The organism is Enterobacter cloacae complex sp. P13B (assembly GCF_014895915.1).
GTDB lineage: Bacteria > Pseudomonadota > Gammaproteobacteria > Enterobacterales > Enterobacteriaceae > Enterobacter > Enterobacter bugandensis.
The window spans coordinates 1-24,922 of record NZ_JADBQN010000005.1 but is presented as its reverse complement, the minus strand read 5'-3'; the positions used below and the strand labels follow the sequence as shown (position 1 = coordinate 24,922).

19 protein-coding genes are annotated in these 24,922 nt (G+C 60.9%); 9 read left to right on the top strand and 10 right to left on the bottom strand.

Features of this window, described 5'->3' with window-relative positions; genetic code table 11:
* Positions 1-7: 7 nt before the first annotated feature.
* From IM273_RS02170 to betI, 5 genes are all read right to left on the bottom strand, one after another.
* Positions 8-1,702, bottom strand: coding sequence for a thiamine pyrophosphate-binding protein (locus IM273_RS02170; protein ID WP_193051806.1), 1,695 nt, complete (start codon positions 1,700-1,702; stop codon positions 8-10).
* Positions 1,703-1,735: 33 nt separating this feature from the next.
* Positions 1,736-2,476, bottom strand: coding sequence for an SDR family oxidoreductase (locus IM273_RS02165; RefSeq protein ID WP_023299541.1), 741 nt, complete (start codon positions 2,474-2,476; stop codon positions 1,736-1,738).
* 273 nt (positions 2,477-2,749) lie between these two features.
* Positions 2,750-4,429, bottom strand: coding sequence for a choline dehydrogenase (gene betA / locus IM273_RS02160; RefSeq protein WP_193051805.1), 1,680 nt, complete (start codon positions 4,427-4,429; stop codon positions 2,750-2,752).
* A 13-nt stretch (positions 4,430-4,442) separates the two neighbouring features.
* A complete protein-coding gene (gene betB / locus IM273_RS02155; protein WP_193051804.1) occupies positions 4,443-5,915 on the bottom strand; it encodes a betaine-aldehyde dehydrogenase in 1,473 nt (490 codons plus the stop codon).
* A 13-nt stretch (positions 5,916-5,928) separates the two neighbouring features.
* Positions 5,929-6,516, bottom strand: a complete 588-nt coding sequence (gene betI, locus IM273_RS02150) for a transcriptional regulator BetI (protein WP_193051812.1) — start codon at positions 6,514-6,516, stop codon at positions 5,929-5,931.
* Between the two features lie 128 nt (positions 6,517-6,644).
* Between betI and betT the strand changes: the two genes are divergently transcribed.
* The 5 genes from betT (at position 6,645) to IM273_RS02125 (ending at position 12,314) form a co-directional block, all read left to right on the top strand.
* A complete protein-coding gene (gene betT / locus IM273_RS02145) occupies positions 6,645-8,678 on the top strand; it encodes a choline BCCT transporter BetT (RefSeq protein WP_045260749.1) in 2,034 nt (677 codons plus the stop codon).
* A 234-nt stretch (positions 8,679-8,912) separates the two neighbouring features.
* Positions 8,913-9,824 carry a metal ABC transporter substrate-binding protein gene (locus tag IM273_RS02140; protein ID WP_193051803.1) on the top strand — a complete coding sequence of 304 codons (912 nt, stop codon included), beginning with the start codon at positions 8,913-8,915 and terminating at the stop codon, positions 9,822-9,824.
* Positions 9,825-9,826: 2 nt separating this feature from the next.
* Entirely contained in the window at positions 9,827-10,633 is an 807-nt protein-coding gene (sitB, locus tag IM273_RS02135) for an iron/manganese ABC transporter ATP-binding protein SitB (protein ID WP_193051802.1), read from the top strand.
* Positions 10,630-11,478, top strand: a complete 849-nt coding sequence (gene sitC / locus IM273_RS02130) for an iron/manganese ABC transporter permease subunit SitC (RefSeq protein WP_048959550.1) — start codon at positions 10,630-10,632, stop codon at positions 11,476-11,478. The genes sitB and sitC overlap by 4 nt, the downstream gene beginning before the upstream one ends.
* Positions 11,475-12,314, top strand: coding sequence for a metal ABC transporter permease (locus IM273_RS02125; RefSeq protein ID WP_193051801.1), 840 nt, complete (start codon positions 11,475-11,477; stop codon positions 12,312-12,314). The genes sitC and IM273_RS02125 overlap by 4 nt, the downstream gene beginning before the upstream one ends.
* On the opposite strand, the gene entD is transcribed toward IM273_RS02125, so the two are convergent.
* Entirely contained in the window at positions 12,250-12,939 is a 690-nt protein-coding gene (gene entD / locus IM273_RS02120) for an enterobactin synthase subunit EntD (protein WP_193051800.1), read from the bottom strand. The genes IM273_RS02125 and entD overlap by 65 nt on opposite strands.
* A 62-nt stretch (positions 12,940-13,001) precedes the next feature.
* Positions 13,002-15,242, bottom strand: a complete 2,241-nt coding sequence (locus tag IM273_RS02115) for a TonB-dependent siderophore receptor (RefSeq protein ID WP_193051799.1) — start codon at positions 15,240-15,242, stop codon at positions 13,002-13,004.
* A gap of 143 nt (positions 15,243-15,385) precedes the next feature.
* Here IM273_RS02115 and fes point away from each other — a divergent pair, with 143 nt between their 5' ends.
* From fes to entF, 3 genes are read left to right on the top strand one after another with little or no spacing between them, the layout of a single operon-like run.
* The gene (gene fes / locus IM273_RS02110) at positions 15,386-16,585 is read left to right on the top strand and encodes an enterochelin esterase (RefSeq protein WP_193051798.1); all 1,200 of its coding nucleotides are present in this window, start codon (positions 15,386-15,388) and stop codon (positions 16,583-16,585) included.
* A gap of 10 nt (positions 16,586-16,595) precedes the next feature.
* Entirely contained in the window at positions 16,596-16,808 is a 213-nt protein-coding gene (locus tag IM273_RS02105) for an MbtH family NRPS accessory protein (RefSeq protein WP_028012289.1), read from the top strand.
* Positions 16,805-20,662, top strand: coding sequence for an enterobactin non-ribosomal peptide synthetase EntF (gene entF / locus IM273_RS02100; RefSeq protein ID WP_193051797.1), 3,858 nt, complete (start codon positions 16,805-16,807; stop codon positions 20,660-20,662). The genes IM273_RS02105 and entF overlap by 4 nt, the downstream gene beginning before the upstream one ends.
* Positions 20,663-20,735: 73 nt before the next feature.
* Here entF and fepC read toward each other — a convergent pair whose 3' ends face one another.
* From fepC to fepD, 3 genes are read right to left on the bottom strand one after another with little or no spacing between them, the layout of a single operon-like run.
* Complete coding sequence (gene fepC, locus IM273_RS02095; protein WP_193051796.1) at positions 20,736-21,530, bottom strand: iron-enterobactin ABC transporter ATP-binding protein; 795 nt, start codon at positions 21,528-21,530, stop codon at positions 20,736-20,738.
* Positions 21,527-22,516: an iron-enterobactin ABC transporter permease gene (gene fepG / locus IM273_RS02090; protein ID WP_120266909.1), complete on the bottom strand. Its 990-nt coding sequence runs from the start codon at positions 22,514-22,516 to the stop codon at positions 21,527-21,529. Before fepG ends, fepC begins: the two co-directional genes overlap by 4 nt.
* Positions 22,516-23,520, bottom strand: coding sequence for a Fe(3+)-siderophore ABC transporter permease (gene fepD / locus IM273_RS02085; RefSeq protein ID WP_047363685.1), 1,005 nt, complete (start codon positions 23,518-23,520; stop codon positions 22,516-22,518). Before fepD ends, fepG begins: the two co-directional genes overlap by 1 nt.
* Positions 23,521-23,628: 108 nt before the next feature.
* Between fepD and entS the strand changes: the two genes are divergently transcribed.
* Positions 23,629-24,876 carry an enterobactin transporter EntS gene (gene entS, locus IM273_RS02080; RefSeq protein ID WP_193051795.1) on the top strand — a complete coding sequence of 416 codons (1,248 nt, stop codon included), beginning with the start codon at positions 23,629-23,631 and terminating at the stop codon, positions 24,874-24,876.
* Positions 24,877-24,922: the final 46 nt, after the last annotated feature.

Sequence of the window (24,922 nt, the reverse complement as noted above, 5' to 3'; positions counted from 1 at the left end):
GATGCAGTTAATCCGCGGAAATCGCGATTTCAATCAGGTTGGTTTTTCCTGACTGCAGTCCGCGGGTTACCGCTTCGGCGATGTCTGCAGCATCGGTTATCCGACAACAGCGAATGCCCATGGCGGTGCCCAGCGACTGAAAATCGATGTGCGGATTAATCAGATCCATCCCGATAAAGCGCCCCAACTGCGTCGAGCTGTAACCCGGCTGTCCTTTCATAAAGTTTTTAAGAACGTTGTACTCCAGGTTATTCATCACGATAAAGGTGACCGGCAGGTTTTCGTGTGCTGCCGTCCAGAGCGCCTGCGGCGAATACAGCGAGGCGCCGTCGCCCATCAGGCACACTACCGGCTCGCGGCCCAGCCCCAGCGAGTGGCCCACCGCCGCAGGCATACCCCAGCCCAGACCGCCGCCGCGCATGAAATAGTAGCGCTGGTGCTGCGTGTCGGAGATAAAACGTCGGACATGTCTGGCTGTGGCAATCGCTTCATCAACAATGGTGACGCCCGGCGGAACGGCTTTGATGACTTCATAGGCCGCCACCATCGGCGAAATGGCCGGGCGTAGCCGCTCGGCAGCCAGACGTTCTTCCTGCAGCTGCCACTCTTTTTCACGTTCAGCGCGTGCCGTTTTGAGCAGCCGCTGATGCGTCAATTTGCCAGCCACCAGGCGCTGCTGAAGCAGAGGTAAGAGCGCCTTCAGGGAGAGTTTGATATCCCCCATCACCGACAGGCGTGTAGCGTAGGTGCGGCCCAACTCGTTCATGTCGGCGGAGAGCTGGTAGACCGCGCATGAGCCAGGAATCGCGTCTCCTTCGCTGTATAATATGGTGATCAGGCTTCTGCCCCCGATGATAAACACCGCGTCGTAGGCGTTAACGATGCTGGCAATTTCACTGGCGGTGGTAGGCATATTGCCGCGCCAGAGGGCATGCTGCGTGGGAAAGGGCAAATTCAATGGCCACGATGAGCCGTAAACGTGTGCACCTAGCGCTTCTGCAAGCTGGACAATCTCCGGCGTCGAGCCGCTGGAGTGAACTTCATCCCCCGCCACAATCATGATCCTGCCGGGCGTAACCTGGCTCAGGTCCGCCGCCAGCTCGTCCAGGGAGCCCGCGACGGTGTGATAGTTCACTTTGGAGGCCGTTTGTATCCCGGCGTCGCTCAGCTCTTCCATCACGTTCATTGGCAGAGAGAGCAATACGGGCCCGGCGGGGGGATAGCTGGCAGCATGGAACGCGCGACGCACCAGCACCGGGAGCTGGTCGGCGCTGGTGACCTCCTGCGCCCATTTCACCACCGGCGATCCAATGGAGACTATGTCATCGTACAGGAGCGGGTCGCGCACGTAGTGCCGCGTGTCCTGCTGCCCGACGGTGACAACCAGCGGCGTTTTCATGATCCGCGAGTTAATTAAATTTCCCATTCCGTGCCCAAGACCGCTGGCGGTGTGCAAATTGATAAAACCGGTCTTGCCGGAGGCTTTCGCGTAGCCGTCAGCAATGGCGACCACGCTGCTCTCCTGGAGCGCCAGAATATAGTGAATATTTTCATGCCGGAGCAGGGCGTCAATCAGCGGGAGTTCCGTCGTGCCGGGGTTGCCAAATATATATTCCACGCCTTCACTCTCAAGAACCTCAAGGAGAATGTCGGCACCTGATCGCATATTTAAATCTGATAAGGACGTTAATGACTTAATCATAATGACACCTCATTCAGCGTTATTTAAGTCATGCTAAAATTCTTCCTGCGTTGGCCGGACGACAATTTCATTTACATCAACATCATCAGGCTGCTCGATAGCAAATAATACGGCCCGCGCAATGGCATCTGCCGGAATAGCCTGCTTATAAAATTCATGGAGAAATTTTTTACTCTCTTCGTCAGAACTGCCGAACTGCAGTTCGCTCTCGACCGCACCGGGGGAAATAAGCGTAGTGCGGACCGTTTTACCCACCTCCTGACGCAAGCCTTCGCTCAGCGCGCGGACGGCGAATTTCGTGGCGCTGTAGACCACGCCGCCGGGCGCAAGCACCTTAATACCGGCCACAGACGCAACGTTAATAAAATGCCCGCCACCCTGGCGCTGGAACACCGGTAACGCCGCCGCAATGCCGTATAAAACGCCTTTGAGGTTGGTATCGATCATCCGATCCCACTCGTCGGTCTTGCGCTCGCTGATGGGGGCGATAGCCATAAAGCCCGCGTTGTTGATCAGCACATCGACACGTTGGTATGCGGCAACGGCAGCGTCAATCGCGTGCTGAACCTCCTCCTGACGGGTCACGTCCGCCTTCACGGCAATCGCCCGGCCGCCCTGCTGGATAATGCGATCCACCAGGGCGTTAACTCTGTCCAGGCGACGCGCCACCAGTACCAGAGAAAAAGGCTTATTCGCTAAATACAGGGCAATAGCCTGACCGATACCGCTGCTGGCGCCGGTGATAACAACAACGTTGTTTGCACTATTATTCATGATCTTATCTCGCGGTTGAGTGATGCAAAAATAAAGGCAGGGGAGAATTAAAAAATAATGACGCTTTCTTTAATTTCAGTTTTAAATATATTGTATATTTCGAATGGAAAGACATTCGATTAAACTTAGTTGAATTACGAGAGCAGTGTCAACAGACTTTTAAATGAACAAAATAATTGCCGGGTAATATTTATTTCTTATAGTTATCGAAAAATATTATCGTAATGAAGGGATGTATTGAAAACCCTCTCGTTTTACGGAGAGGGCAGAATATTAAACGTTTTGTAATGCCTGACAAACCGGCGCGCCGTTCGCCACGTAATACGCCGCCGTGCTCTTCGCCAGCGGCTCGCGCCCGCGAATCGCATCAGCAATTTTCTCACCGATCATAATCGTGGTGGCGTTCAGGTTGCCGGTAATAATCTGCGGCATGATCGACGCATCCACCACGCGTAATCCTTCCAGCCCGTGAACGCGGCCTTCACCGTCAACCACCGCCATCTCGTCATAGCCCATTTTGCAGGTGCCGCACGGATGGAACGCGGTTTCGGCATGGTTACGCACAAACTCGTCCAGCTGTTCGTCGGTCTGGCAGTCAATACCCGGACTGATTTCGCGGCCGCGGTACTTGTCCAGCGCGGGCTGGTGCATGATCTCGCGGGTAATGCGGATCGCGTCGCGGAACTCCTGCCAGTCCTGCTCGTGGGACATATAGTTGAACAGGATCGCCGGATGCTGGTGCGGATCGCGCGACTGAATGCGCACGTGTCCACGGCTCGGGGAGCGCATGGAGCCGACGTGGCACTGGAAGCCGTGCTCTTTCACCGCGTTCGAGCCGTTGTAGTTAATCGCCACCGGCAGGAAGTGGTACTGAATATTTGGCCATTCGAACTCCTCGCGGCTGCGGATAAATCCGCCCGCTTCGAAGTGGTTGCTCGCACCCACGCCGGTGCCGCCAAACAGCCACTCCGCGCCAATCTTCGGCTGGTTCCACCACTGCAGGGCAGGGTAGAGGGAGACCGGCTCTTTGCATTCGTACTGGAGGTACATCTCCAGGTGATCCTGCAGGTTTTCCCCCACGCCGGGCAGATCGTGCACCAGCGGGATATCAAACTGCTTCAGCAGGTCAGCGTTGCCCACGCCGGAGCGCTGGAGGATCTGCGGGGAGGCAATCGCCCCGGCGCTCAAGAGGACTTCTTTCTTCGCGGTTGCTTTGGACGGAATAGTGCTTTCGCCCTCCAGCCACTCGACGCCCACCGCGCGCTTGCCCTCAAAGAGGATGCGATCGGTCATGGCGTGGGTGCGGATGGTCAGGTTTGGGCGCGGTTTCGCCTGGTCCAGATAGCCGCGCGCGGTGCTGGCGCGTCGGCCCTGCGGCGTGACCGTGCGGTCCATCGGGCCGAAGCCCTCCTGCTGATAGCCGTTTAGATCGTCTGTGCGCGGATAGCCCGCCTGCACGCCTGCTTCCACCATTGCTTCAAACAGCGGGTTCACGCCCGGTTTCGAGGTGGTAACGCTCACCGGACCGTCGCCGCCGTGGTAGTCGTTCGGCCCCACGTCGCGGGTCTCTGCCTTGCGGTAGTAGGGCAGACAGTTGAGGTAGCTCCAGTGCTCCAGACCCGGCTCTTTCGCCCAGTTGTCCAGATCCATCGCGTTGCCGCGCACGTAGCACATGCCGTTGATCAGCGACGAACCGCCCAGCCCTTTTCCGCGTCCGCACTCCATGCGGCGGTTGTTCATGAAAGGCTCTGGCTCGGTTTCGTACGCCCAGTTGTAGCGCTTGCCCTGCAGCGGGAAGGCCAGCGCGGCGGGCATCTGGGTGCGGAAGTCAAAGCGGTAGTCCGGCCCGCCCGCCTCAAGCAGCAGGACGGTGGTGTTCGGATCTTCAGTCAGTCGTGTAGCCAGTACGTTGCCGGCAGAGCCGGCCCCGATAATGATGTAGTCAAATTGCAAATAAACCTCCCGGTTAAAATATGGACTGGAATTTACCCATCTCAACCTGGATGGACTTCACCTGGGTGTAGCTCTGCAGCGTCATCACGCCGTTTTCGCGGCCAATGCCGGAGTGCTTGTAGCCGCCAACCGGCATCTCCGCGGCGGATTCACCCCAGGTGTTGATCCAGCAGATGCCCGCTTCGAGCTGATGAATGGCGCCGTGCGCGCGGTTCAGATCGGCGGTGACGATGCCCGCCGCCAGACCGTAGTCGGTGTCGTTGGCGCGGCGAATGGCTTCTTCATCGCTTTCATAGGTGAGGATGGACATCACCGGGCCGAAGATCTCTTCGCGTACGATGGTCATCTCGTCGGTGCAGTCGGTGAACACGGTCGGGGCCACCCACGCGCCGTTATTAAATCCGTCGCCCTTCAGCACGTCGCCGCCGCACAGCACGCGCGCGCCTTCTTCTTTGCCTTTGGCGATATAGCGCATCACGCTGTCGCGGTGCGGGAAGCTGACCATCGGGCCAAAGTTGGTGCTTTCATCGAACAGATCGCCCGCGCGGATGCGGCCCACGCGCTCAACGATTTTCTGCTCAAACGCGGCCTTAGATTTTGCAGGCACGAACACGCGGGTGCCGTTGGTGCACACCTGCCCGGAGCTGAAGAAGTTGGCCATCATGGCGATGTCTGCGGCGAGATCGAGGTCCGCATCGTCAAACACAATCAGCGGGGATTTGCCGCCCAGCTCCATCGTCACCTCCTTCAGGGACGAGGCCGCGGCGTTCGCCATCACCTTTTTGCCGCTGGCGACGCCGCCGGTAAAGGAGACTTTGGCAATGCCCGGATGCTCGGTCAGGTACTGACCGGTTTCCGCGCCCACGCCCGGCAGGACGTTAAACACGCCGTCCGGCAGGCCCGCCTCGGTGTAGATTTCCGCCAGCTTCAGGGCGGTGAGCGGGGTGACCTCGCTCGGCTTGAAGATCATCGCGTTGCCCGCTGCCAGCGCCGGGGCGGATTTCCACAGGGCGATCTGGATCGGGTAGTTCCACGCGCCGATGCCCGCCACCACGCCCAGCGGCTCGCGGCGCGTGTAGACGAATGAGGTGTCGCGCAGCGGGATCTGGCTGCCTTCCAGCGCCGGGATCAGCCCCGCGTAGTACTCCAGCACGTCCGCGCCGGTGACGATGTCGACGGTCGAGGTTTCAGAAAACGCTTTACCGGTGTCGAGGGTCTCCAGCTTTGCCAGCTCGTCGTTGCGCTCGCGCAGGATGTCGACGGCGCGACGCAGGATGCGGGAGCGCTCCATGGCGGTCATCGCCGCCCAGTTTTTTTGCCCGCGCGTTGCGCTTTCTACGGCGCGGTCCACGTCTTCGCGTCCGGCGGCCTGCACGGTCGCCAGGACTTCACCGTTGGCCGGGTTGATGGTCTCGAAGGTGCGACCGCTGGTGGCCGATGTATAACCACCATTGATATAAAGCTGCTGTTCTGCCATTCGGGACATAAATTCTCCTCGGTTATTCGGTCGGTAAATGCTGGCTGATAAAGTGGCTGGTGAGCGACTGTGCCAGGGTTTTATCCAGCGGCTTGCCACTCAGCGCGGCGCGTAGCCACAGCCCGTCGATCAGCGCCGCCAGTCCGTAGCCCGCCTCCTGAGCCTGCTCACGCGGCAGCTCGCGGCGGAACTCGTAGACCAGGTTCGACAGCAGTCGGCGGCTGCTCACCTGCTGCAGGCGATAGAGCATCGGCTGGTGCATGCTGCTCGCCCAGAAGGCCAGCCAGGCCTTCATCGCCGCGCCGCTGACCTGGGTTTCATCAAAATTGCCGCCGACAATCGCCTGCAAACGCTGCTCCGCGCTGCCGTTCGGCAGGGCGCGTAAGCGGCTTAATACCGCATCGCGCAGCTGGCCGGTGATGTCGCGCATGGTCGCTTCCAGCAGGCCATTTTTATCTTTGAAATAGTGGCTGATGATCCCCGTGGACACGCCCGCCCGACGGGCGATCTGCGCGATGGTTGCGTCATGCATGCCCACTTCATTAATTGCTTCCAGCGTGGCGTCGATAAGTTGCCTGCGCCGGATCGGCTGCATCCCCACTTTGGGCATTTTTGCCACTCCATTCATCAGCGTTGGTAATCTATTAAAGCGGTTTTTGATTGGACGTTCAATATAAAATGTGTCTTAATTGTTGCGGATTTGGATTTTAATAGTTACAAAAACAGTGGGGATACTGGATGACAGACCTTTCACAAGACAGAGAAAAAGACAAAATCAACCCGGTCGTTTTTTATACGTCCGCCGGGCTGATTTTGTTGTTTTCCCTGACGACCATTTTCTTTAACGATTTTTCTGCCGAGTGGATTGGCCGCACCCTGAACTGGGTGTCGAAGACCTTCGGCTGGTACTACCTGCTGGCGGCGACGCTCTATATCGTCTTCGTGGTCTGCATTGCCTGCTCGCGCTTCGGCTCGGTGAAGCTCGGGCCAGAGCAGTCCAAGCCCGAGTTCAGCCTGCTGAGCTGGGCGGCGATGCTGTTTGCCGCGGGCATCGGCATCGATCTGATGTTCTTCTCGGTAGCCGAGCCGGTCACGCAGTATATGCAGCCGCCGGAAGGGGCAGGGCAGACGATGGAGGCCGCGCGCCAGGCGATGGTCTGGACGCTGTTCCACTACGGCCTGACGGGCTGGTCGATGTATGCCCTGATGGGCATGGCGCTCGGATACTTTAGCTATCGTTATAATTTACCCCTCACCATCCGCTCCGCGCTGTACCCGATTTTCGGGAAAAGAATTAACGGCCCGATTGGCCACAGCGTCGATATCGCGGCGGTGATCGGCACCATCTTCGGTATTGCTACAACGCTCGGCATTGGCGTGGTCCAGCTCAACTACGGGCTGAGCGTGCTGTTTGATATCCCGGATTCGATGGCGGCGAAAGCGGCGCTGATTGCGCTCTCGGTGATTATCGCCACCATTTCGGTGACCTCCGGCGTGGATAAGGGCATCCGCGTGCTCTCCGAGCTGAACGTGGCGCTGGCGCTGGGCCTGATCCTGTTCGTGCTGTTTATGGGCGACACGTCGTTCCTGCTCAACGCCCTGGTGCTGAACGTGGGCGACTACGTGAACCGCTTCATGGGCATGACGCTGAACAGCTTCGCCTTTGACCGCCCGGTGGAGTGGATGAACAGCTGGACCCTGTTCTTCTGGGCGTGGTGGGTCGCGTGGTCGCCGTTTGTTGGCCTGTTCCTGGCGCGCATTTCGCGTGGCCGTACCATCCGCCAGTTCGTGATGGGCACCCTGATCATCCCGTTCACCTTTACCCTGCTGTGGCTGTCGATTTTCGGCAACAGCGCGCTGCACGAGATCATCCACGGCAACGCAACCTTTGCCCAGGAAGCGATGGCGCACCCGGAGCGCGGCTTCTACAGCCTGCTGGCGCAGTATCCGGCGTTCACCTTTAGCGCCTCCGTGGCGACCATCACCGGCCTGCTGTTTTACGTCACCTCGGCGGATTCCGGCGCGCTGGTGCTGGGGAACTTCACCTCGAAGCTGAAGGACATCAACAGCGACGCGCCGAACTGGCTGCGCATCTTCTGGTCCGTCGCCATCGGCCTGCTTACGCTCGGCATGCTGATGACCAACGGCATTTCGGCGCTGCAGAACACCACGGTGATTATGGGCCTGCCTTTCAGCTTCGTTATCTTCTTTGTGATGGCCGGGCTGTATAAATCGCTCAAGGTGGAAGACTACCGCCGCGTCAGCGCCAGCCGCGACACCGCACCGCGGCCAATGGGCGCTCAGGACAGGCTGAGCTGGAAGAAACGCCTGTCGCGCCTGATGAACTACCCGGGCACGCGCTACACCAAACAGATGATGGAGACGGTCTGCTTCCCGGCGATGGAAGAGGTGGCGCAGGAGCTGAAGCTGCGCGGTGCGTACGTGGAGCTGAAAAACCTGCCGCCGGAGGAGGGCGAAACCCTGGGGCACCTGGATCTGCTGGTGCACATGGGCGACGAGCAGAACTTTGTCTATCAGATCTGGCCGCAGCAGTACTCGGTACCCGGCTTTACCTACCGGGCGCGCAGCGGGAAATCAACCTACTACCGGCTGGAGACGTTCCTGCTGGAAGGGAGCCAGGGGAATGACCTGATGGACTACAGCAAGGAACAGGTGATTACGGATATTCTGGACCAGTATGAACGGCACCTGAACTTTATCCATCTGCACAGGGAAGCGCCGGGGAATAGCGTGATGTTCCCGGATGTTTGAGTAATGACAAGCTCCTTTAATTAAAAATCCAGCCATTTTTTTGCCGGGTGGCGCTGCGCTTACCCGGCCTTCAAAACTGCTTTTCCGTAGGCCTGATAAGCGAAGCGCCGTCAGGCCCGCCCTTCATTGACATAACTTTAATGATAACCATTTTCATTTAAATATAGCCTGTGCTATACCTTATAGCACGGGCTAATTTTGCTTTGAATTTAATCACCTCGGGAGAGTGCTGCGATGTACCCACGGCAAGGATTGAAGCGTCTGTTGCTCGGCGCGCTGTTGATGGCCGCGACCGCCACCGGCGCGCAGGCGGCTGAAAAATTTCAGGTTATCACCACTTTTACCGTCATCGCCGATATGGCGAAAAACGTGGCGGGTGACGCCGCAGACGTCACCTCCATCACCAAACCGGGGGCGGAAATCCACGAGTACCAGCCCACGCCGGGGGATATCAAACGCGCGCAGAAGGCGCAGCTGATTCTGGCGAACGGCATGAACCTGGAGCTGTGGTTCCAGCGGTTTTATCAGCATCTGAACGGCGTGCCTGAAGCGATCGTCACCAAAGGCATTACGCCGATGGGCATCAGCGAAGGGCCGTACGACGGCAAGCCCAACCCGCACGCGTGGATGTCCCCGGACAACGCGCTGATTTACGTCGATAACATCCGCGACGCGCTGGTGAAGTACGATCCGGCGAATGCGCAGACGTATCAGCGCAACGCCGAAGCCTACAAGCAGAAGATCGTCGCCACCCTCGCACCGCTGCGCAAGCAGGTGGCGGCCATCCCGGAAGACAAGCGCTGGATGGTGACCAGTGAGGGCGCCTTCTCCTACCTGGCGAGGGATCTGGGCATGAAGGAACTTTACCTGTGGCCGATCAACGCCGATCGGCAGGGGACGCCGCAGCAGGTGCGCAAGGTGATCGATCTGGTGAAGAAACACCGCATCCCGGCAGTGTTCAGCGAAAGCACGGTTTCCGATAAGCCGGCGCGTCAGGTGGCGCGGGAAACCGGCGCCCACTACGGCGGCGTGCTGTACGTTGACTCCCTGAGTGCGGAAAACGGCCCGGTGCCGACCTATATCGACCTGCTGAACGTCACGACCCGCACGCTGGTGCAGGGCATTCGCGACGGCATGAAGGAGTAACCATGCAGAAGGGCATTGTTGTCACGAACGTAACCGTGACCTACCGCAACGGCCATACGGCGCTCCGCGACGCGTCGTTCAGCGTACCGGGCGGATCGATTGCCGCGCTGGTGGGGGTGAATGGTTCCGGTAAATCCACGCTGTTTAAGGCGGTGATGGGCTTCGTGCGGGCGGCGAGCGGCACAATCTCTATTGAAGGGCTGCCGCCTCACCGGGCGCTGCGCCAGAACCTGGTCGCCTACGTGCCGCAGTCTGAAGAGGTCGACTGGTCGTTTCCGGTGCTGGTTGAGGACGTGGTGATGATGGGGCGCTACGGACACATGGGTTTTCTGCGGCGGCCTAAAGCGCAGGATCGGCAGATCGTGACCGACGCCCTGAAGCGCGTGGACATGCTTGAGCTGCGCCATCGGCAGATTGGCGAACTGTCCGGCGGGCAAAAGAAGCGCGTCTTTCTGGCGCGGGCGATTGCCCAGCAGGGCGAAGTGATCCTGCTCGACGAGCCGTTTACCGGCGTGGACGTCAAAACCGAAGCCAGAATCATCAGCCTGCTGCGCGAGTTGCGCGATGAGGGCAAAACCATGCTGGTCTCGACCCACAATTTAGGCTCGGTCACGGAGTTTTGCGATTACACGGTGATGGTCAAAGGCACCGTGCTGGCGAGCGGCCCGACGGAAACCACCTTCACCGCCGAAAACCTTGAGCGTGCCTTCAGCGGCGTGCTGCGCCACGTGGTGCTCAGCGGTTCTGAAGAGCGCATTATCACCGACGACGAGCGGCCCTTCGTGACGCACCGGCAGGAGGCAAAATGAACGCGCTTCTCGAACCCTTCGGCTATGAGTACATGCTTAACGCGATGTGGGTCTCGGCGATGGTCGGCGGGCTGTGCGCGTTTCTCTCCTGCTATCTGATGCTCAAAGGCTGGTCGCTGATCGGCGATGCGCTCTCGCACTCCATCGTGCCGGGCGTGGCGGGAGCCTACATGCTTGGGCTGCCGTTCTCGCTGGGGGCGTTTTTATCGGGCGGGCTGGCGGCGGGCAGCATGCTGTTTCTCAACCAGCGCAGCCGCCTGAAGGAGGATGCCATTATCGGGCTGATCTTCTCCTCCTTTTTCGGGCTGGGGCTGTTTATGGTCTCGCTTAACCCGACCTCGGTGAATATTCAGACCATCGTGCTCGGCAATATTCTGGCTATCGCCCCGGAGGATATCGTCCAGCTGGCGATTATCGGCGTGGTGTCGATGGTTATCCTGCTGTTCAAATGGAAAGATCTGATGGTGACCTTTTTTGATGAGAACCACGCCCGCGCCATCGGCCTGCGCCCGGAGCGCCTGAAGATCCTGTTCTTCACCCTGCTGGCGGTCTCTACCGTGGCGGCGCTGCAAACCGTCGGCGCGTTTCTGGTGATCTGTCTGGTGGTCACCCCCGGCGCGACCGCGTGGCTGCTGACCGACCGCTTCCCGCGCCTGCTGATGATTGCCGTCGCCATTGGCAGCCTCACCAGCTTCCTCGGCGCGTGGGCCAGCTATTATCTGGACGGCGCGACCGGCGGCATTATTGTGGTCGCCCAGACGCTGCTGTTCCTGCTGGCATTCGTCTTTGCGCCGAAGCACGGGCTGCTCGCCAGCCGTCGTCGCGCGAAGGAGGCACACCCATGATGGCGCTGCTCCTTGAACCCTTCCAGTTTGCGTTCATGAACAACGCGCTGCTGATTTCACTTCTGGTAGCCGTGCCCTGCGCGCTGCTGTCGGTTTTTCTGGTGCTGAAAGGCTGGGCGCTGATGGGTGACGCCATGAGCCACGCGGTGTTTCCCGGCGTGGTGCTGGCGTGGGTGATGGGCCTGCACCTGGCCCTGGGCGCATTCGTTGCCGGCCTGTTTTGCGCCGTCGCCACCGGCTACCTGAAGGACAACAGCCGAATCAAGCAGGATACGGTGATGGGGATTGTCTTTTCCGGGATGTTCGCCGCCGGGCTGATCCTCTATATCGCCGTCAAACCTGAAGTGCATCTCGACCACATTCTGTTCGGTGATATGCTGGGCATTAACGGGATGGATATTCTGCAAAGCGGCCTCGTGGCGGGCCTGATTGCGCTGGTGATTGGCCTCAAGTGGCGCGACTTCCTGCTCTTCAGCTTTGACTATCAGCAGGCCCAGGCGAGCGGCCTGCGCGCCCGCTGGCTGCACTATGGCCTGCTGTGCATGGTCGCGCTGACCATCGTGGCGACGCTGAAGGCGGTGGGGATTATTCTGTCGATTTCGCTGCTGATTGCCCCCGGCGCGGTGGCGGTGCTGATCGCCCGACGCTTCCACATGGCGCTGCTGGTGGCAGTGGTGGTATCAGTACTGGTGTCGGTCAGCGGCGTGTATGCCTCGTTTTATCTCGACAGCGCACCCGCGCCGACCATAGTGGTCCTGTTCGCGGTGGTGTTTATCGTGACGTTTGTGGTGACCAGCGTGAAGGCGCGTCGGCAGGAACGTGTGACAGCAGGGTGATGACCTGTTCGCCGTCGACTAGCCAGTGAAGTGTGAAGGCTAAACCTTCGTCAAATCCCGTCAGCGGACGAGTTAGCGCCAGCATTAGCGTCTCTTTATCGAGCATCGTGACGCGCGCGCTGTCAAACCCCATGTAAGCCTGCACCTGCGGAAAGAGGGCCTTAAACAGGCTCTCTTTGGCGCTGAAAACCAGCGTCAGGGCGAGGGCGAACGGGTAACCCGAGCGGGAAAACACACGCTCTTCATGGGCATCTATAATGCCATCTTTGATTTCCCTTGCTTCATTTTCGGCGAGGATCGCTTCACTATCGATACCGATAAGCGCAGGGTATGGCACGACGACAGCCATCGCCTCCGTGCCGCTGTGGGTGATGCTGCCGGAAATTCCGTCCGGCCAGAGCGGTTCCCCGCTGGGGCCGATGGCGGGAACGGTGTGGTCAGGCAAGGCGTGCGCGGCGGCGATGCGTCCTGCCAGATGGTCAGCCTTGCGTTTACGTCCGGCGTCAGCGAGCTGGGCGTGATGGGGGAGCCAGAGGAGATCTGCGTCGGTAAAGGTCGTGGGATCGAAGATGACGTGGTGGACGGTGAGCTTAGCGAGAGAAAATGTGCTGTGGGTGGTGTGCATGATTTTTCCCCTCACCCTGACCCTCTCCCCGGCGGGGAGAGGGAAGGATTGACTTCAGTGCCTTAAAAACGTGTATTCACACTCATATACCAGGTGCGACCCGGTTCATTATACGTATACGCCCCAGCACCGTACATATACGCGCCGGTGGTGGCGTTACCCGTGGTCTGGGCGTTACCTGCACGCCACTGGCGCTTGTCGAAGACGTTATCCACGCCGCCGGTCAGGCTGACGTTTTTGGTCATGTCCCAGGTCGCGCTCAGGCCAACGATGCTGTACGGGCTGACTTCGTCTTTCTCAGATCCGGTAACAGGCTGACCTTTATAGTTGTACTTCTTCGGCTGCTGCTTGCCGTACCAGGTAAAGGTCGACTGGAGCGACACGTCCTGATGCACCTGCCAGCTCAGGGTGGAGTTCAGCGTGTACTCAGGAATAATCGACAGACGGTCGCCGGTCTCCTTGTTCTTGCTCTGCAGCATGTAAGTGATGTTGTTGGTCCAGTTGATGGTGTCGCTGACCGGCACGTTCAGGGAGCCCTCAAGACCTTCCACCACCGCCTTCGGCACGTTTTCCCACTGGTAGATATCGGTGGTGACTTTGCCGGTGGAGGTCTGGCCAATCGGCGCATAGCCCGCTTCAATCTTGTTGCGATAGTCGTTGCGGAACCAGGTCACGCCCGCCAGCCAGCCGTCGCGCTTCCACTCCAGGCCAATCTCTTTGTTGATGCTGGTTTCGGCCTTCAGATCGTCGTTGCCCATCATGTAGCAGCCCACGCCGTCGGAGCTTGCGTAGCAGCCCTGGCCTTTACTGTAGAGCAGGTAGTTCGGGTTGGTCTGATACAGGCTTGGCGCTTTATAGGCGCGCGCGATGCCCATCTTCAGGGTGAAGTCATCCCCCAGACCCTGCGACAGGTTCAGGGACGGGCTCCAGTTATTGCCCACGATGGTGTGGTGGTCGAAGCGCAGGGCAGGGGTCAGCATGGTGCTGTCGGTCAGCTCCATGTTGTTCTCAGCGAACAGGGAGAAGATCTCCGCTGACGTGTAAGGGCTACGGTCTTCGCTCATGCCCGGGATGGTGCCCCCCTGTTGGGTTTGCGTGAAGGAGGTCGAGTCCTTCATGCGCTGCTGGTTCCACTCGGTGCCGAGCGTCAGGTTCTGATTAACGAGGAAATCAATCGGCAGGTTGATTTCGCTGTGCAGCATCACGTCGGCCAGGTCGGTGTCGGTGAATTTATTGCTGTTGAACAGACCTTCCAGACCGCCCGCCAGCCCTTCGCCCAGACGGGAGTTGCGGGTGTGTTCGTACTGCGCCCAGTTGCTGGTGGTAATACCGTTGTCCCAGCCGCCGTTCCAGGTCACGGCGAAGTTCTGGCGATAAATACGGTTCGTCTCTTTGCCGTAGTTCTTCTTCACCAGCGCGTTGTCGTTGTTGGTGTTTTGCGTGTCACCCGCATAGAGGTTGTTCTGGCGGCTGTAGCCCGCTTCAAACTCCAGCGACTGCATCGGCGCGAAGTCCCAGCGCACCACGCCGTTGATGTCTTTGTTCTCTACACCCTCGCGGCCCGCGGGCAGGGTGTTGGCGTAGGCTCCGGTACGCTCAGACTGGTGACCCTGGTTGATGTCCCACGCGTCGGCCTGGGTTTTGTCCAGGTTACCGAACATGCGGAAGCTGAAGTCGCCGCCCAGCGGGCCGCTCAGGCTGAAGTTGGTGCGTTTGGTGGAACCTTCATCCTTGTGCTCAGGCGCATTCAGGTAGGTGTTCCAGGAGCCGTGCCACTGGTCGTCGAATTTTTTGGTGATGATGTTCACCACGCCGCCTGCCGCGCCGTTGCCGTAGCGCGCGGCGGCCGGACCGCGAATCACTTCGATACGCTCGATCATCTCCGGCGGGACCCAGCCGGTATCGCCGCGGGTGTCACGTTCGCCGCGCCAGCCCAGACGGATAGAGTTACGGCTGGTCACCGGCTTGCCGTCGATCAGGATAAGGGTGTTTTCTGGCCCCATGCCGCGAATGTCAATCTGACGGTTATTCCCGCGCTGGCCGCTGGTGGAGTTACCGGTCAGGTTAACGCCCGGCATGGTACGGATGATTTCAGCCACGTCGCGCGCGGGCGGGTTTTTACGGATCTCATCGGCGGTGATGGTCGATACCCCCGGCGCCTGCAGATTCTGCTCGGCAGCGGTGATCACCATCGTGTCTTCGTGCTGCGCTGAGGCGGTGTTGTCGTCTGCGAGAGCGGGCAGCGCGACGCCGTAAATCCCTAAATTGACCAGCAAGGCCAGAGAGTGAATCTTCTTATTCATTGTACGTCCTGCTTTATGGTTGTTTTATGAGCGCTTCCCACAGCGCGGCCACTACGCTATTGCAAATGCAAATAGTTATCAATAATATTATCAATAAAATTTGCTCTGAAACAAAAAAGACTGTTAAACATGAGGTTATAAGGGTGACGGCGTTAACAACGGGAAGTGAAGCGTGGTGGCAGTCGAAAAACGGGCCTGAATGGAGGCCGGAAAAGGGAAACTATCGCGTCACGTTCTGGTGGCGTGACCCGGCAGGAACGCAAACAACGTCACGGATCAAACGCGTCTGGCTCTACGTCACCGGCGTGACCGATCACCATCAAAATGCCCGCCCGCAGTCCCTCGAACGCATTCCCGATACCGACGTCTGGCAGTGGCAGGGCGAGTTCAGCCCCGAGTGGCGCGGCAGTTACTGTTTTATCCCTTCCGTGAATGAAAACGATTTTGCCGATGCAGTATTTGAAGGCGAGCAGCCGGACCGCATGGCGCTGCGCGAAGGCTGGCGCAAGCTGCTGCCTCACGCAATTTCTGACCCGCTGAATGCGCAGAGCTGGCGCGGCGGGCGCGGGCACGCCGTCTCGGCGCTTGAGATGCCGGAGGCGCCCGTACAGCCCGGCTGGAACCATCCTGATACGCCCTTCAACGCGCCCATTTGCATTGAGTGGGAAAGCGCGCGCCTGAAAAATCGCCGTCGCGTCTGGATTTTCACCACCGGCGGGGACGACCGGGAACGCCCGCTGGCGGTGCTGCTCGACGGGCAGTTCTGGGCCGAAAGCATGCCCGTCTGGCCTGCGCTGGCGTCGCTCACCGCCGAGCGCAACCTGCCGCCTGCGGTCTACGTCTTAATCGATGTTATTAATATGGAGCACCGTAACCGCGAGCTGCCGTGTAATCCCGACTTCTGGCTGGCGGTGCAGGAAGAACTTCTCACCCTTGTCCAACAACGCGCGCCGTTTAGCGACCGCGCCGACCGTACGGTGGTCGCAGGGCAAAGCTTTGGCGGTCTCTCTTCCCTTTATGCCGCACTGCACTGGCCGCAGCGTTTTGGCTGCGTGCTTAGCCAGTCCGGCTCCTACTGGTGGCCGCACCGCGGCGGGCAGCAGGACGGGCTGTTAATCGAACAACTTAAAACCGGCGAAATATCCCCTCGCGGGCTACGCATCCTTCTTGAAGCCGGGCGCAACGAGCCGCTTATCTTACGCGCAAACCAGGCGATCCTCGCCGAACTACACACTCAGCAACCAGTTATCTGGCGTCAGGTTGACGGCGGACACGATGCGCTTTGCTGGCGCGGTGGGCTGACGCAGGGGCTGATGACCCTCTGGCAGCCGCTCATTCAATAACGGAGTCTGTATGGAATTCAGCAATCCTTTCGATAATCCGCAGGGACAGTTCGCCATTTTGCAAAATGACCAGGGGCAGTACAGCCTGTGGCCGCAGCAGTGCGAATTGCCCGCGGGCTGGCGCGTGGTGTGCGAACCGCACTCTCAGGAGGCGTGCCAGCAGTGGCTGGCGCAACGCTGGCAGACGCTTGAGCCGTCCTCTTTTGCGGGGGAGCGCGCATGAACCGTCTTCCTCTCGTCGCCGCCCAGCCGGGTATCTGGATGGCGGAACAGCTTTCCTCGCTGCCAAACGCCTGGAGCGTGGCGCACTACACCGAGCTGAAAGGCGATATCGATGCGCCGCTGCTGGCACAAGCCGTTGCCGCGGGCATGATGCAGGCCGATACCCTGCGCATGCGCTTTGCGGAAGACAACGGTGAGGTGTGGCAGTGGGTGGATGACACCTTCATTCTGCCGGAACCGTCCATTGTTCGCGTTGATTCCCACGCCGCCGCCGTGGCGCTGATGAACGCCGATCTTAACCAGAACCTGCGCGTCGACAGCGGGCAGCCGCTGGCCTTTCATCAGCTGATTCAGGCCGGTGAAAACCACTGGTACTGGTATCAGCGCTATCACCATCTGGTGGTGGATGGCTTCAGCTTCCCGGCCATAACCCGCCAGATCGCCGCGATTTATGCCGCGTGGAAAAAGGGTGAACCGACGCCCGCATCCCCGTTTACGCCATTTGCAGAGGTGGTGGACGAGTATCAGCGCTACCGCGACAGCGAGGCGTACCGGCGCGACGGCGCCTTCTGGGCCGGGCAGCGCAAACAGCTGCCTTCTCCGGTCTCGCTCTCCCCCGCGCCGCTGCCGGGCCGCGCCGCCACTACCGACATCCTGCGCCTGAAAATTGCAATGGACGCTCGCGCCTTTAGCCAGCTGGCGCAGGCAGCCGGGCAGGCACAGCGCACCGATCTGGCGCTTGCGCTGGTGGCGCTGTGGCTGGGCCGCCTCACCGGACGGCTGGACTACGCCACCGGGTTTATCTTTATGCGCCGCATGGGGTCCGCCGCGCTGACCGCAACCGGCCCGGTGCTTAACGTCCTGCCGCTGGCGGTGAATATTAATCCGCTTGAGAGCCTGCCGGAGCTGGCGCTGCGCCTGGCGAACCAGCTGAAAAAGATGCGCCGACATCAGCGCTACGACGCCGAGCAGATCGTGCGCGACAGCGGAAAAGCGGCGGGTGATGAAGCGCTGTTTGGCCCGGTGCTGAACGTAAAAGTCTTCGACTACCAGCTGGATATCGACGGCGTGGAGGCCATCACCCACACGCTGGCGACCGGCCCGGTGAACGATCTGGAGCTGGCGCTGTTCCCGGACGAGCAGGGCGGGCTGAGCATGGAGATCCTCGCCAATAAGCAGCGCTACGACGAGGCGACGCTGACGCGACACGTTGCGCGCCTGAACGCGATGCTGATGCAGTTTGCGGCCAACCCGGACCTGCGCTGCGGCGAGGTGGAAACCGTTTCAGAACAGGAATACGCAAAACTCGCGCGCATCAACGATACCGGTCTGGCGCTGCCGTCCACCACGCTCGCGGATCTGGTGGCGGAACAGGCGAGCAAAACGCCGGACGCGCCCGCGCTGGCGGATGCGCACGTTGAACTCAGCTATCGTCAGATGCGTGAGCAGGTGGTCGCGCTGGCAAACCTGCTGCGCGCGCGCGGCGTGAAGCCGGGCGACAGCGTGGCAGTGGCCCTGCCGCGCTCGGTATTCCTGACGTTAGCCTTGCACGGCATTGTGGAGGCGGGCGCCGCGTGGCTGCCGCTCGACACCGGCTACCCGGACGATCGCCTGCGGATGATGCTCGAGGACGCGAAGCCGTCCCTGCTCATTACTACCGATGAACAGCTTCCGCGCTTTAACGATCTGCCGATCGCCACCTTTAGTTACAACACACTATTACCGGCCACCGATGCTGAACCTCTGCGTCTGGCGAAGCCGGAGCAGACCGCGTACATCATCTTTACCTCAGGTTCAACGGGACGCCCGAAAGGGGTGATGGTGGGGCATACCGCCATCGTTAATCGCCTGAAGTGGATGCAGGATCATTATCCACTGGCGGCGCATGACGTCGTGGCGCAGAAAACGCCGTGCAGCTTTGACGTGTCGGTGTGGGAGTTCTGGTGGCCGTTTATCGCCGGGGCAAAGCTGGTGATGGCCGAGCCGGACGCGCACCGCGATCCGCAGGCGATGCAGAGCTTCTTCGCAGAATATGGCGTAACCACCACCCACTTCGTGCCCTCGATGCTGGCGGCATTTGTCGCCTCGCTGACGCCGGAAAACGTCGACTGTTGCAGGACGCTGAAGCAGGTGTTCTGTAGCGGCGAGGCGCTGCCAACAGCGCTGTGCCGCGAGTGGGAGCAGCTCACTCATGTACCGCTGCATAACCTCTACGGCCCAACCGAAGCGGCGGTGGACGTGAGCTGGTATCCTGCTTACGGCCCGGAGCTGGCGGCGGTGGAGGGCAACAGCGTGCCGATCGGCTTCCCGGTGTGGAATACGGGGCTGCGCATTCTGGACGCGATGATGCGCCCGGTGCCGTTCGGCGTGGCGGGCGATCTGTATCTCACCGGCATTCAGCTGGCACAGGGGTATCTGGGACGTCCCGACCTCACCGCCAGCCGCTTTATTGCCGATCCGTTTGCCCCAGGCGAGCGGATGTATCGCACCGGAGACGTCGCCCGCTGGCTGGACAACGGGGCGGTGGAATATCTGGGCCGCAGCGATGACCAGCTGAAAATCCGCGGTCAGCGCATCGAGCTGGGCGAAATCGACCGGGCGATGCTGTCATTGCCTGACGTGACCCAGGCCGTGGCGCATGCGTGCGTGTTCAACCAGGCTGCGGCAACGGGCGGCGATGCCCGCCAGCTGGTGGGGTACGTGGTTTCTGAATCAGGTTTACCGCTGGATCGCGACGCGCTGCTGGACTCGCTCAGGGCACAGCTGCCGCCGCATATGGTGCCGGTGGTGCTGCTGCAAATCAGCGCGCTGCCGCTAAGCGCCAACGGCAAGCTGGATCGCAAGGCGCTGCCGCTGCCGGAGCTGACCAGCAAAACCTCCGGTCGCGCACCCGAGACGCAAACCGAAGCCGCCGTGGCGCAGGCGTTTTCTGCGCTGCTGGGCTGCGAAGTGAACGATATCGACGCCGACTTCTTTGCCCTTGGCGGCCACTCGCTGCTGGCGATGCGCCTCGCGGCTCAGCTCGGCCGTGCGTTCAGCCGCAAGGTCACGCCGGGGCAGATTATGGTCGCCTCGACGGTCGGCAAGCTCAGCGCGCTGCTGGACTCGCAACTGAGCGACGAACAGGCGCAGCGTCTGGGGTATGAAACCCTGCTGCCGCTGCGTGAAAGCAACGGCCCGACGCTGTTCTGCTTCCATCCGGCGTCCGGCTTTGCCTGGCAGTTCAGCGTCCTGGCGCGCTACCTCAGCCCGCGCTGGTCCATCGTCGGCATTCAGTCGCCGCGGCCAAACGGCCCGATGCAGCAGTGCGCGGATCTCGATGGGGTGATCGAACATCACCTGAAAACGCTGCGTAAGCAGCAGCCGCACGGGCCGTATTACCTGTTCGGCTATTCGCTCGGCGGCACGCTGGCGCAGGGCATTGCGGCGCGTCTGCGCGAGCAGGGCGAAGCGGTGGCGTTCCTCGGCCTGCTGGATACCTGGCCGCCGGAAACCCAGAACTGGGCGGAGAAAGAGGCAAACGGCCTTGACCCGGAAGTGCTGGCGGAGATCGAGCGCGAGCGTCAGGCGTTTATCGCCGCTCAGCAGGGACAGGGCTCCAGCGAATTGTTTAACACCATTGAAGGCAACTACGCGGACGCGGTGCGGTTGCTCACCACCGCGCACAGTTCACGCTTTGACGGTAAAGCGACGCTGTTTGTTGCCGAACGCACGCGAACGATGGATCCGCATACGGCCTGGGCGCCGTGGGTGGGCGAGCTGGAGGTCTACAGCCAGGACTGCGCCCACGTGGATATCATTTCACCGCAGGCGTTTGAAAAGATTGGGCCGGTACTGAAGGAAATTTTAGGATAGTGCAAATGCCCGGTGGCGCTGCGCTTACCGGGCCTGAATGTAGGCCGGGTAAGGCGTAGCCGCCACCCGGCTATTACCGCCGACCTAACGGCACCACCAGCGGCGTACCCGCCACCGGATCGTCAATAATCATGCAGCGCATGCCGTAGATCCGCGCGATCAGCTCTGGCGTCACAATCTCCTTCGGCGCGCCCTGCGCCACAATCTCGCCGTCGCGCAGCGCAATCAGATGCGTGGCGTAGCGGCACGCCTGGTTTAAATCATGCAGTACCGCCGCCAGGGTATACCCCTGCGTGCGGTTCAGCTCGCTCAGCAGCTCCAGCAGGTCAATCTGATGGCTGATGTCCAGCCAGGTCGTCGGCTCGTCCAGCAGCATAATGGCGGTCTCCTGCGCCAGCACCATCGCGATCCACGCCCGCTGTCGCTGTCCGCCAGAGAGGGTATCCACGCTTTGCTGAGCCAGATCGGTGATGCCCGTTGCCTCCATCGCGCGCTTCACGGCCTCGTCGTCCTCTTTGCGCCAGCGGGTAAACAGCGGCTGGTGTGGGTAGCGCCCGCGCGAGACCAGCTCCTGCACCGTGATATCTCCCGGCGTGGTGGCGTTTTGCGCCAGCAGCCCGATGCGCCTGGCCACCTCTTTGCTGGCGAAGCGCTGGATCTGCTCTCCGTCGAGGAATACGCTGCCCTCTGTCGGCGACATCAGGCGGCTCAGGGTGCGCAGCAGGGTCGATTTGCCGCAGCCGTTCGGACCGATAATCACGGTGAAGTGGCCGTCCGGAATGGCGACGGTTAAATCACGGGCAATGATTTTTTTGCCATAGCCGAGGGTCAAGTTTTCGCCGCGCAAGCGGGTTGTTGAATCTGTCATTTCTTGCGTGACTCCTGAACGAGCAAGACGATGAGGTAAATCCCGCCGAGGCTGACGGTCACCACGCCCACCGGCAGTTGATAAGGCATAAACAGCCGCTGGGCGCAAAGATCGGCTGCCAGCAGCAGCATCGCACCGCACAGGGCAGCCTGGGTCAAGCCCCAGCGCGCGGTGCCGCTAAGACGCCGCGCGATATGCGGCGCGACAAGCGCAATAAACGAGATCGGCCCGGCAATCGCGGTGGACGCAGCGGTCAGCAATACCGCCACCAGCATCAGCATCAGGCGCGAACGCTCAACGCTCACGCCCAGCGCGCAGGCGCTGTCGTCGCCCATCTCCAGCAGCCGCATCCGGCGTACCAGCAGCAGGGCGCCGATAAACATCAGCAAAATCAGCGGCGCGGCGGGCCAGGTTTTGCCCCACGTCAGGCCGTTGAGGGAGCCGGCGTACCACAGCCCGGCGGAGAGCGCGGTTTCCAGAGACGCCTGCAACAAAAGCCAGGTGTTAAAGGCCATCAGCATCGCGCGGATGCCTATCCCGATAATGATCAGCCGGAAGGTGTCGATGCCGTTGCGCCAGGCCAGGGCCCAGATAAGCAGCGAGGTCAGAATGCCGCCCGCCATCGCCGTAAAGGTAATGGCCGTCAGATGTTGCCCGAACAGCACCATCGCCACCAGCACGCCGCTCCACGCGCCGGTATTCAGGCCCATCACGTCCGGGCTGCCGAGGGGGTTACGCATCAGCGACTGGAAAATCGCGCCGCTGACGCCGAGCGCCGCGCCCACCAGGATCGCCATCGCCACGCGCGGCAGTCGCCATTCGGTGACCACCATGGTGATGTTACGCGGCGCGCTGCCGGTGAGGGCGTGAAAGACCTGCGCGAAATCAAGCGTTACGGCACCGCTTTGCAGGCTCCAGACCGCCAGCAGAGTAATGGCGATAGCCAGCAGGAAGACGCTGGTGAGTAAACGACGGGAAGGAGCCATCATGCGCCACCTCCGCGTCTGCGACGTACCAGGAAGATCAGCACCGGCGCGCCGATAAACGCGCTCACCACCGAGACGCGCAGCTCGCCGGGCACCAGCAGGCGGCCCAGCACGTCGGCAAACAGCAGCAGGGCAGGAGTGGCCAGCAGCGTGACCGGCAGCGACCAGCGGTGGTCTGACCCCACCAGCCAGCGCGCCATGTGCGGCATCATCAGGCCGATAAAGGCGATCGGACCGACCACGGCGGTTGCGCTGCCGCTCAGCACGGTGATAGCGAGCAGGCCAGTCAGCTGCGTGCGCGCGACGCGGTTGCCGAGGGCGGTCGCGGTGTCGCTGCCGAGACTCAGGCTGTTCAGCGACCGGCTTAAACACAGCGCCACGACGGCGGCGATAATGACCGGGATTGCCACCACGTTTAAGGTTTCAAGGGTGCGGATATCCAGCGAGCCGGCCTGCCAGAAGCGCAGCTGGTCGTAGACGTCCGGGTTGAGCAGGGCGATGCCGCTGGACAGACCTTCCAGCACCGCGGCCAGCGCCACGCCTGCCAGGGTTAAGCGTACCGGGCTGAGCTGCCCGCCACCCTGACTGCCGGTAAACGCGACCACCAGCGAGGCGGCCAGCGCGCCGCAGAAAGCCATCGCCAACTGTTCAGAGGGTGACGTCAACCCGAACAGCGCCGCGCCGAGCACGATGGCAAAGCTGGCCCCGGAGTTGACGCCAAGAATGCCGGGGTCCGCCAGCGGGTTACGGGTAAGGGTTTGCATCAGGGCACCCGCAAGGCCGAGCGCGCCACCGGCCAGCAGTCCGGCAAGAGTGCGGGGAAGGCGGGCGTCGAGCACGATGGTGCAGTCGGCGCTCTGACAGGTGCCGGAGAGCGCATCAACGATAACGTAGGCGGGTAGCGGCTTCGCGCCGACCAGCAGGCTGAGTGCAATCGCAAGGATTAGCAGTAGCAATAATACGGGCACGGCAATGGCGCGCGCCGCAGAAGAGGAAAACGACATAGCAACATCCATGATTTGATAATGATAGTGATTATCGTTATCTATCTTATTTGGCTATGTTAGCATGTGCGCCCATGGAATGGGTAGAAATAGACTCAAGGCTTTGTCATGAATCAAAAATCCTGGCTGCTTAACCTCAGCCTGTTGAAAACGCACCCGGCCTATCGCGCCGTTTTTATCGCTCGCTTTATCTCCATTTTGTCCCTCGGTCTGCTCGGCGTGGCCGTGCCGGTACAGATCCAGACCATGACGCACTCCAGCTGGCTGGTGGGGTTATCCGTCACCTTAACCGGCGGGGCGATGTTCATCGGCCTGATGGTCGGCGGCGTGCTGGCGGACCGCTACGAGCGTAAAAAGCTGATCCTGCTGGCGCGCGGCACCTGCGGGGTGGGCTTTATCGGGCTGTGTCTGAACGCCATGCTGCCGGAGCCGTCGCTGATGGCGATTTATGCCCTTGGCCTGTGGGACGGTTTTTTCGCCTCGCTCGGCGTGACGGCGCTGCTGGCGGCGACACCCGCGCTGGTGGGGCGCGAGAACCTGATGCAGGCGGGGGCGATCACCATGCTCACGGTACGCCTCGGCTCGGTGATTTCGCCGATGGTCGGCGGCCTGCTGCTGGCCACCGGCAGCGTGGCGTGGAACTATGGTCTTGCGGCGGCGGGGACCTTTATCACCACGCTGACGCTGCTGCGTCTGCCGCTCCTGCCACCGCCACCGCAGCCGCGCGAGCACCCGCTGAAGTCCCTGATGGCCGCTATTCGTTTTCTGTTCAGCAACCCGCTGATTGGCGGCATTGCGCTGCTCGGCGGCCTGCTGACGATGGCGAGCGCCGTGCGCGTGCTTTACCCGGCGCTGGCGGGCGAGTGGCAGATGAGCGCCTCAGAGATTGGCGTGCTGTACGCCGCCATTCCGCTCGGTGCGGCCTGCGGGGCGCTGACCAGCGGTAACCTGGCCCAAAGCGCGCGTCCGGGCTTGATTATGCTGGTGGCGACGCTGGCCTCGTTTATCGCCATCGGCTTCTTCAGCCTGATGCCGGTCTGGGCGCTGGGGGTGATGTGTCTGGTGATTTTCGGCTGGCTGAGTGCGGTCAGCTCACTTTTACAGTACACCCTGATCCAGACCCAGACGCCGGAAGGGATGCTGGGGCGTATCAACGGCCTGTGGACCGCGCAGAACGTGACGGGCGATGCGATTGGCGCGGCGATCCTCGGCGGGCTGGGGGCGATAATGACCCCGGTGGCGTCGGCGAGCAGCAGCGGGTTTGTGTTAGCGATGGTTGGCGCGATCTTACTGGTGGCGCTGGTGGAATTGCGGCGGTTCAGGCAGGAGGTCGTGTTGAACGACGGTGCGGCCTGATGCCCTCACCCCGGCCCTCTCCCACGGGGCTGAGGAATCCCCATAA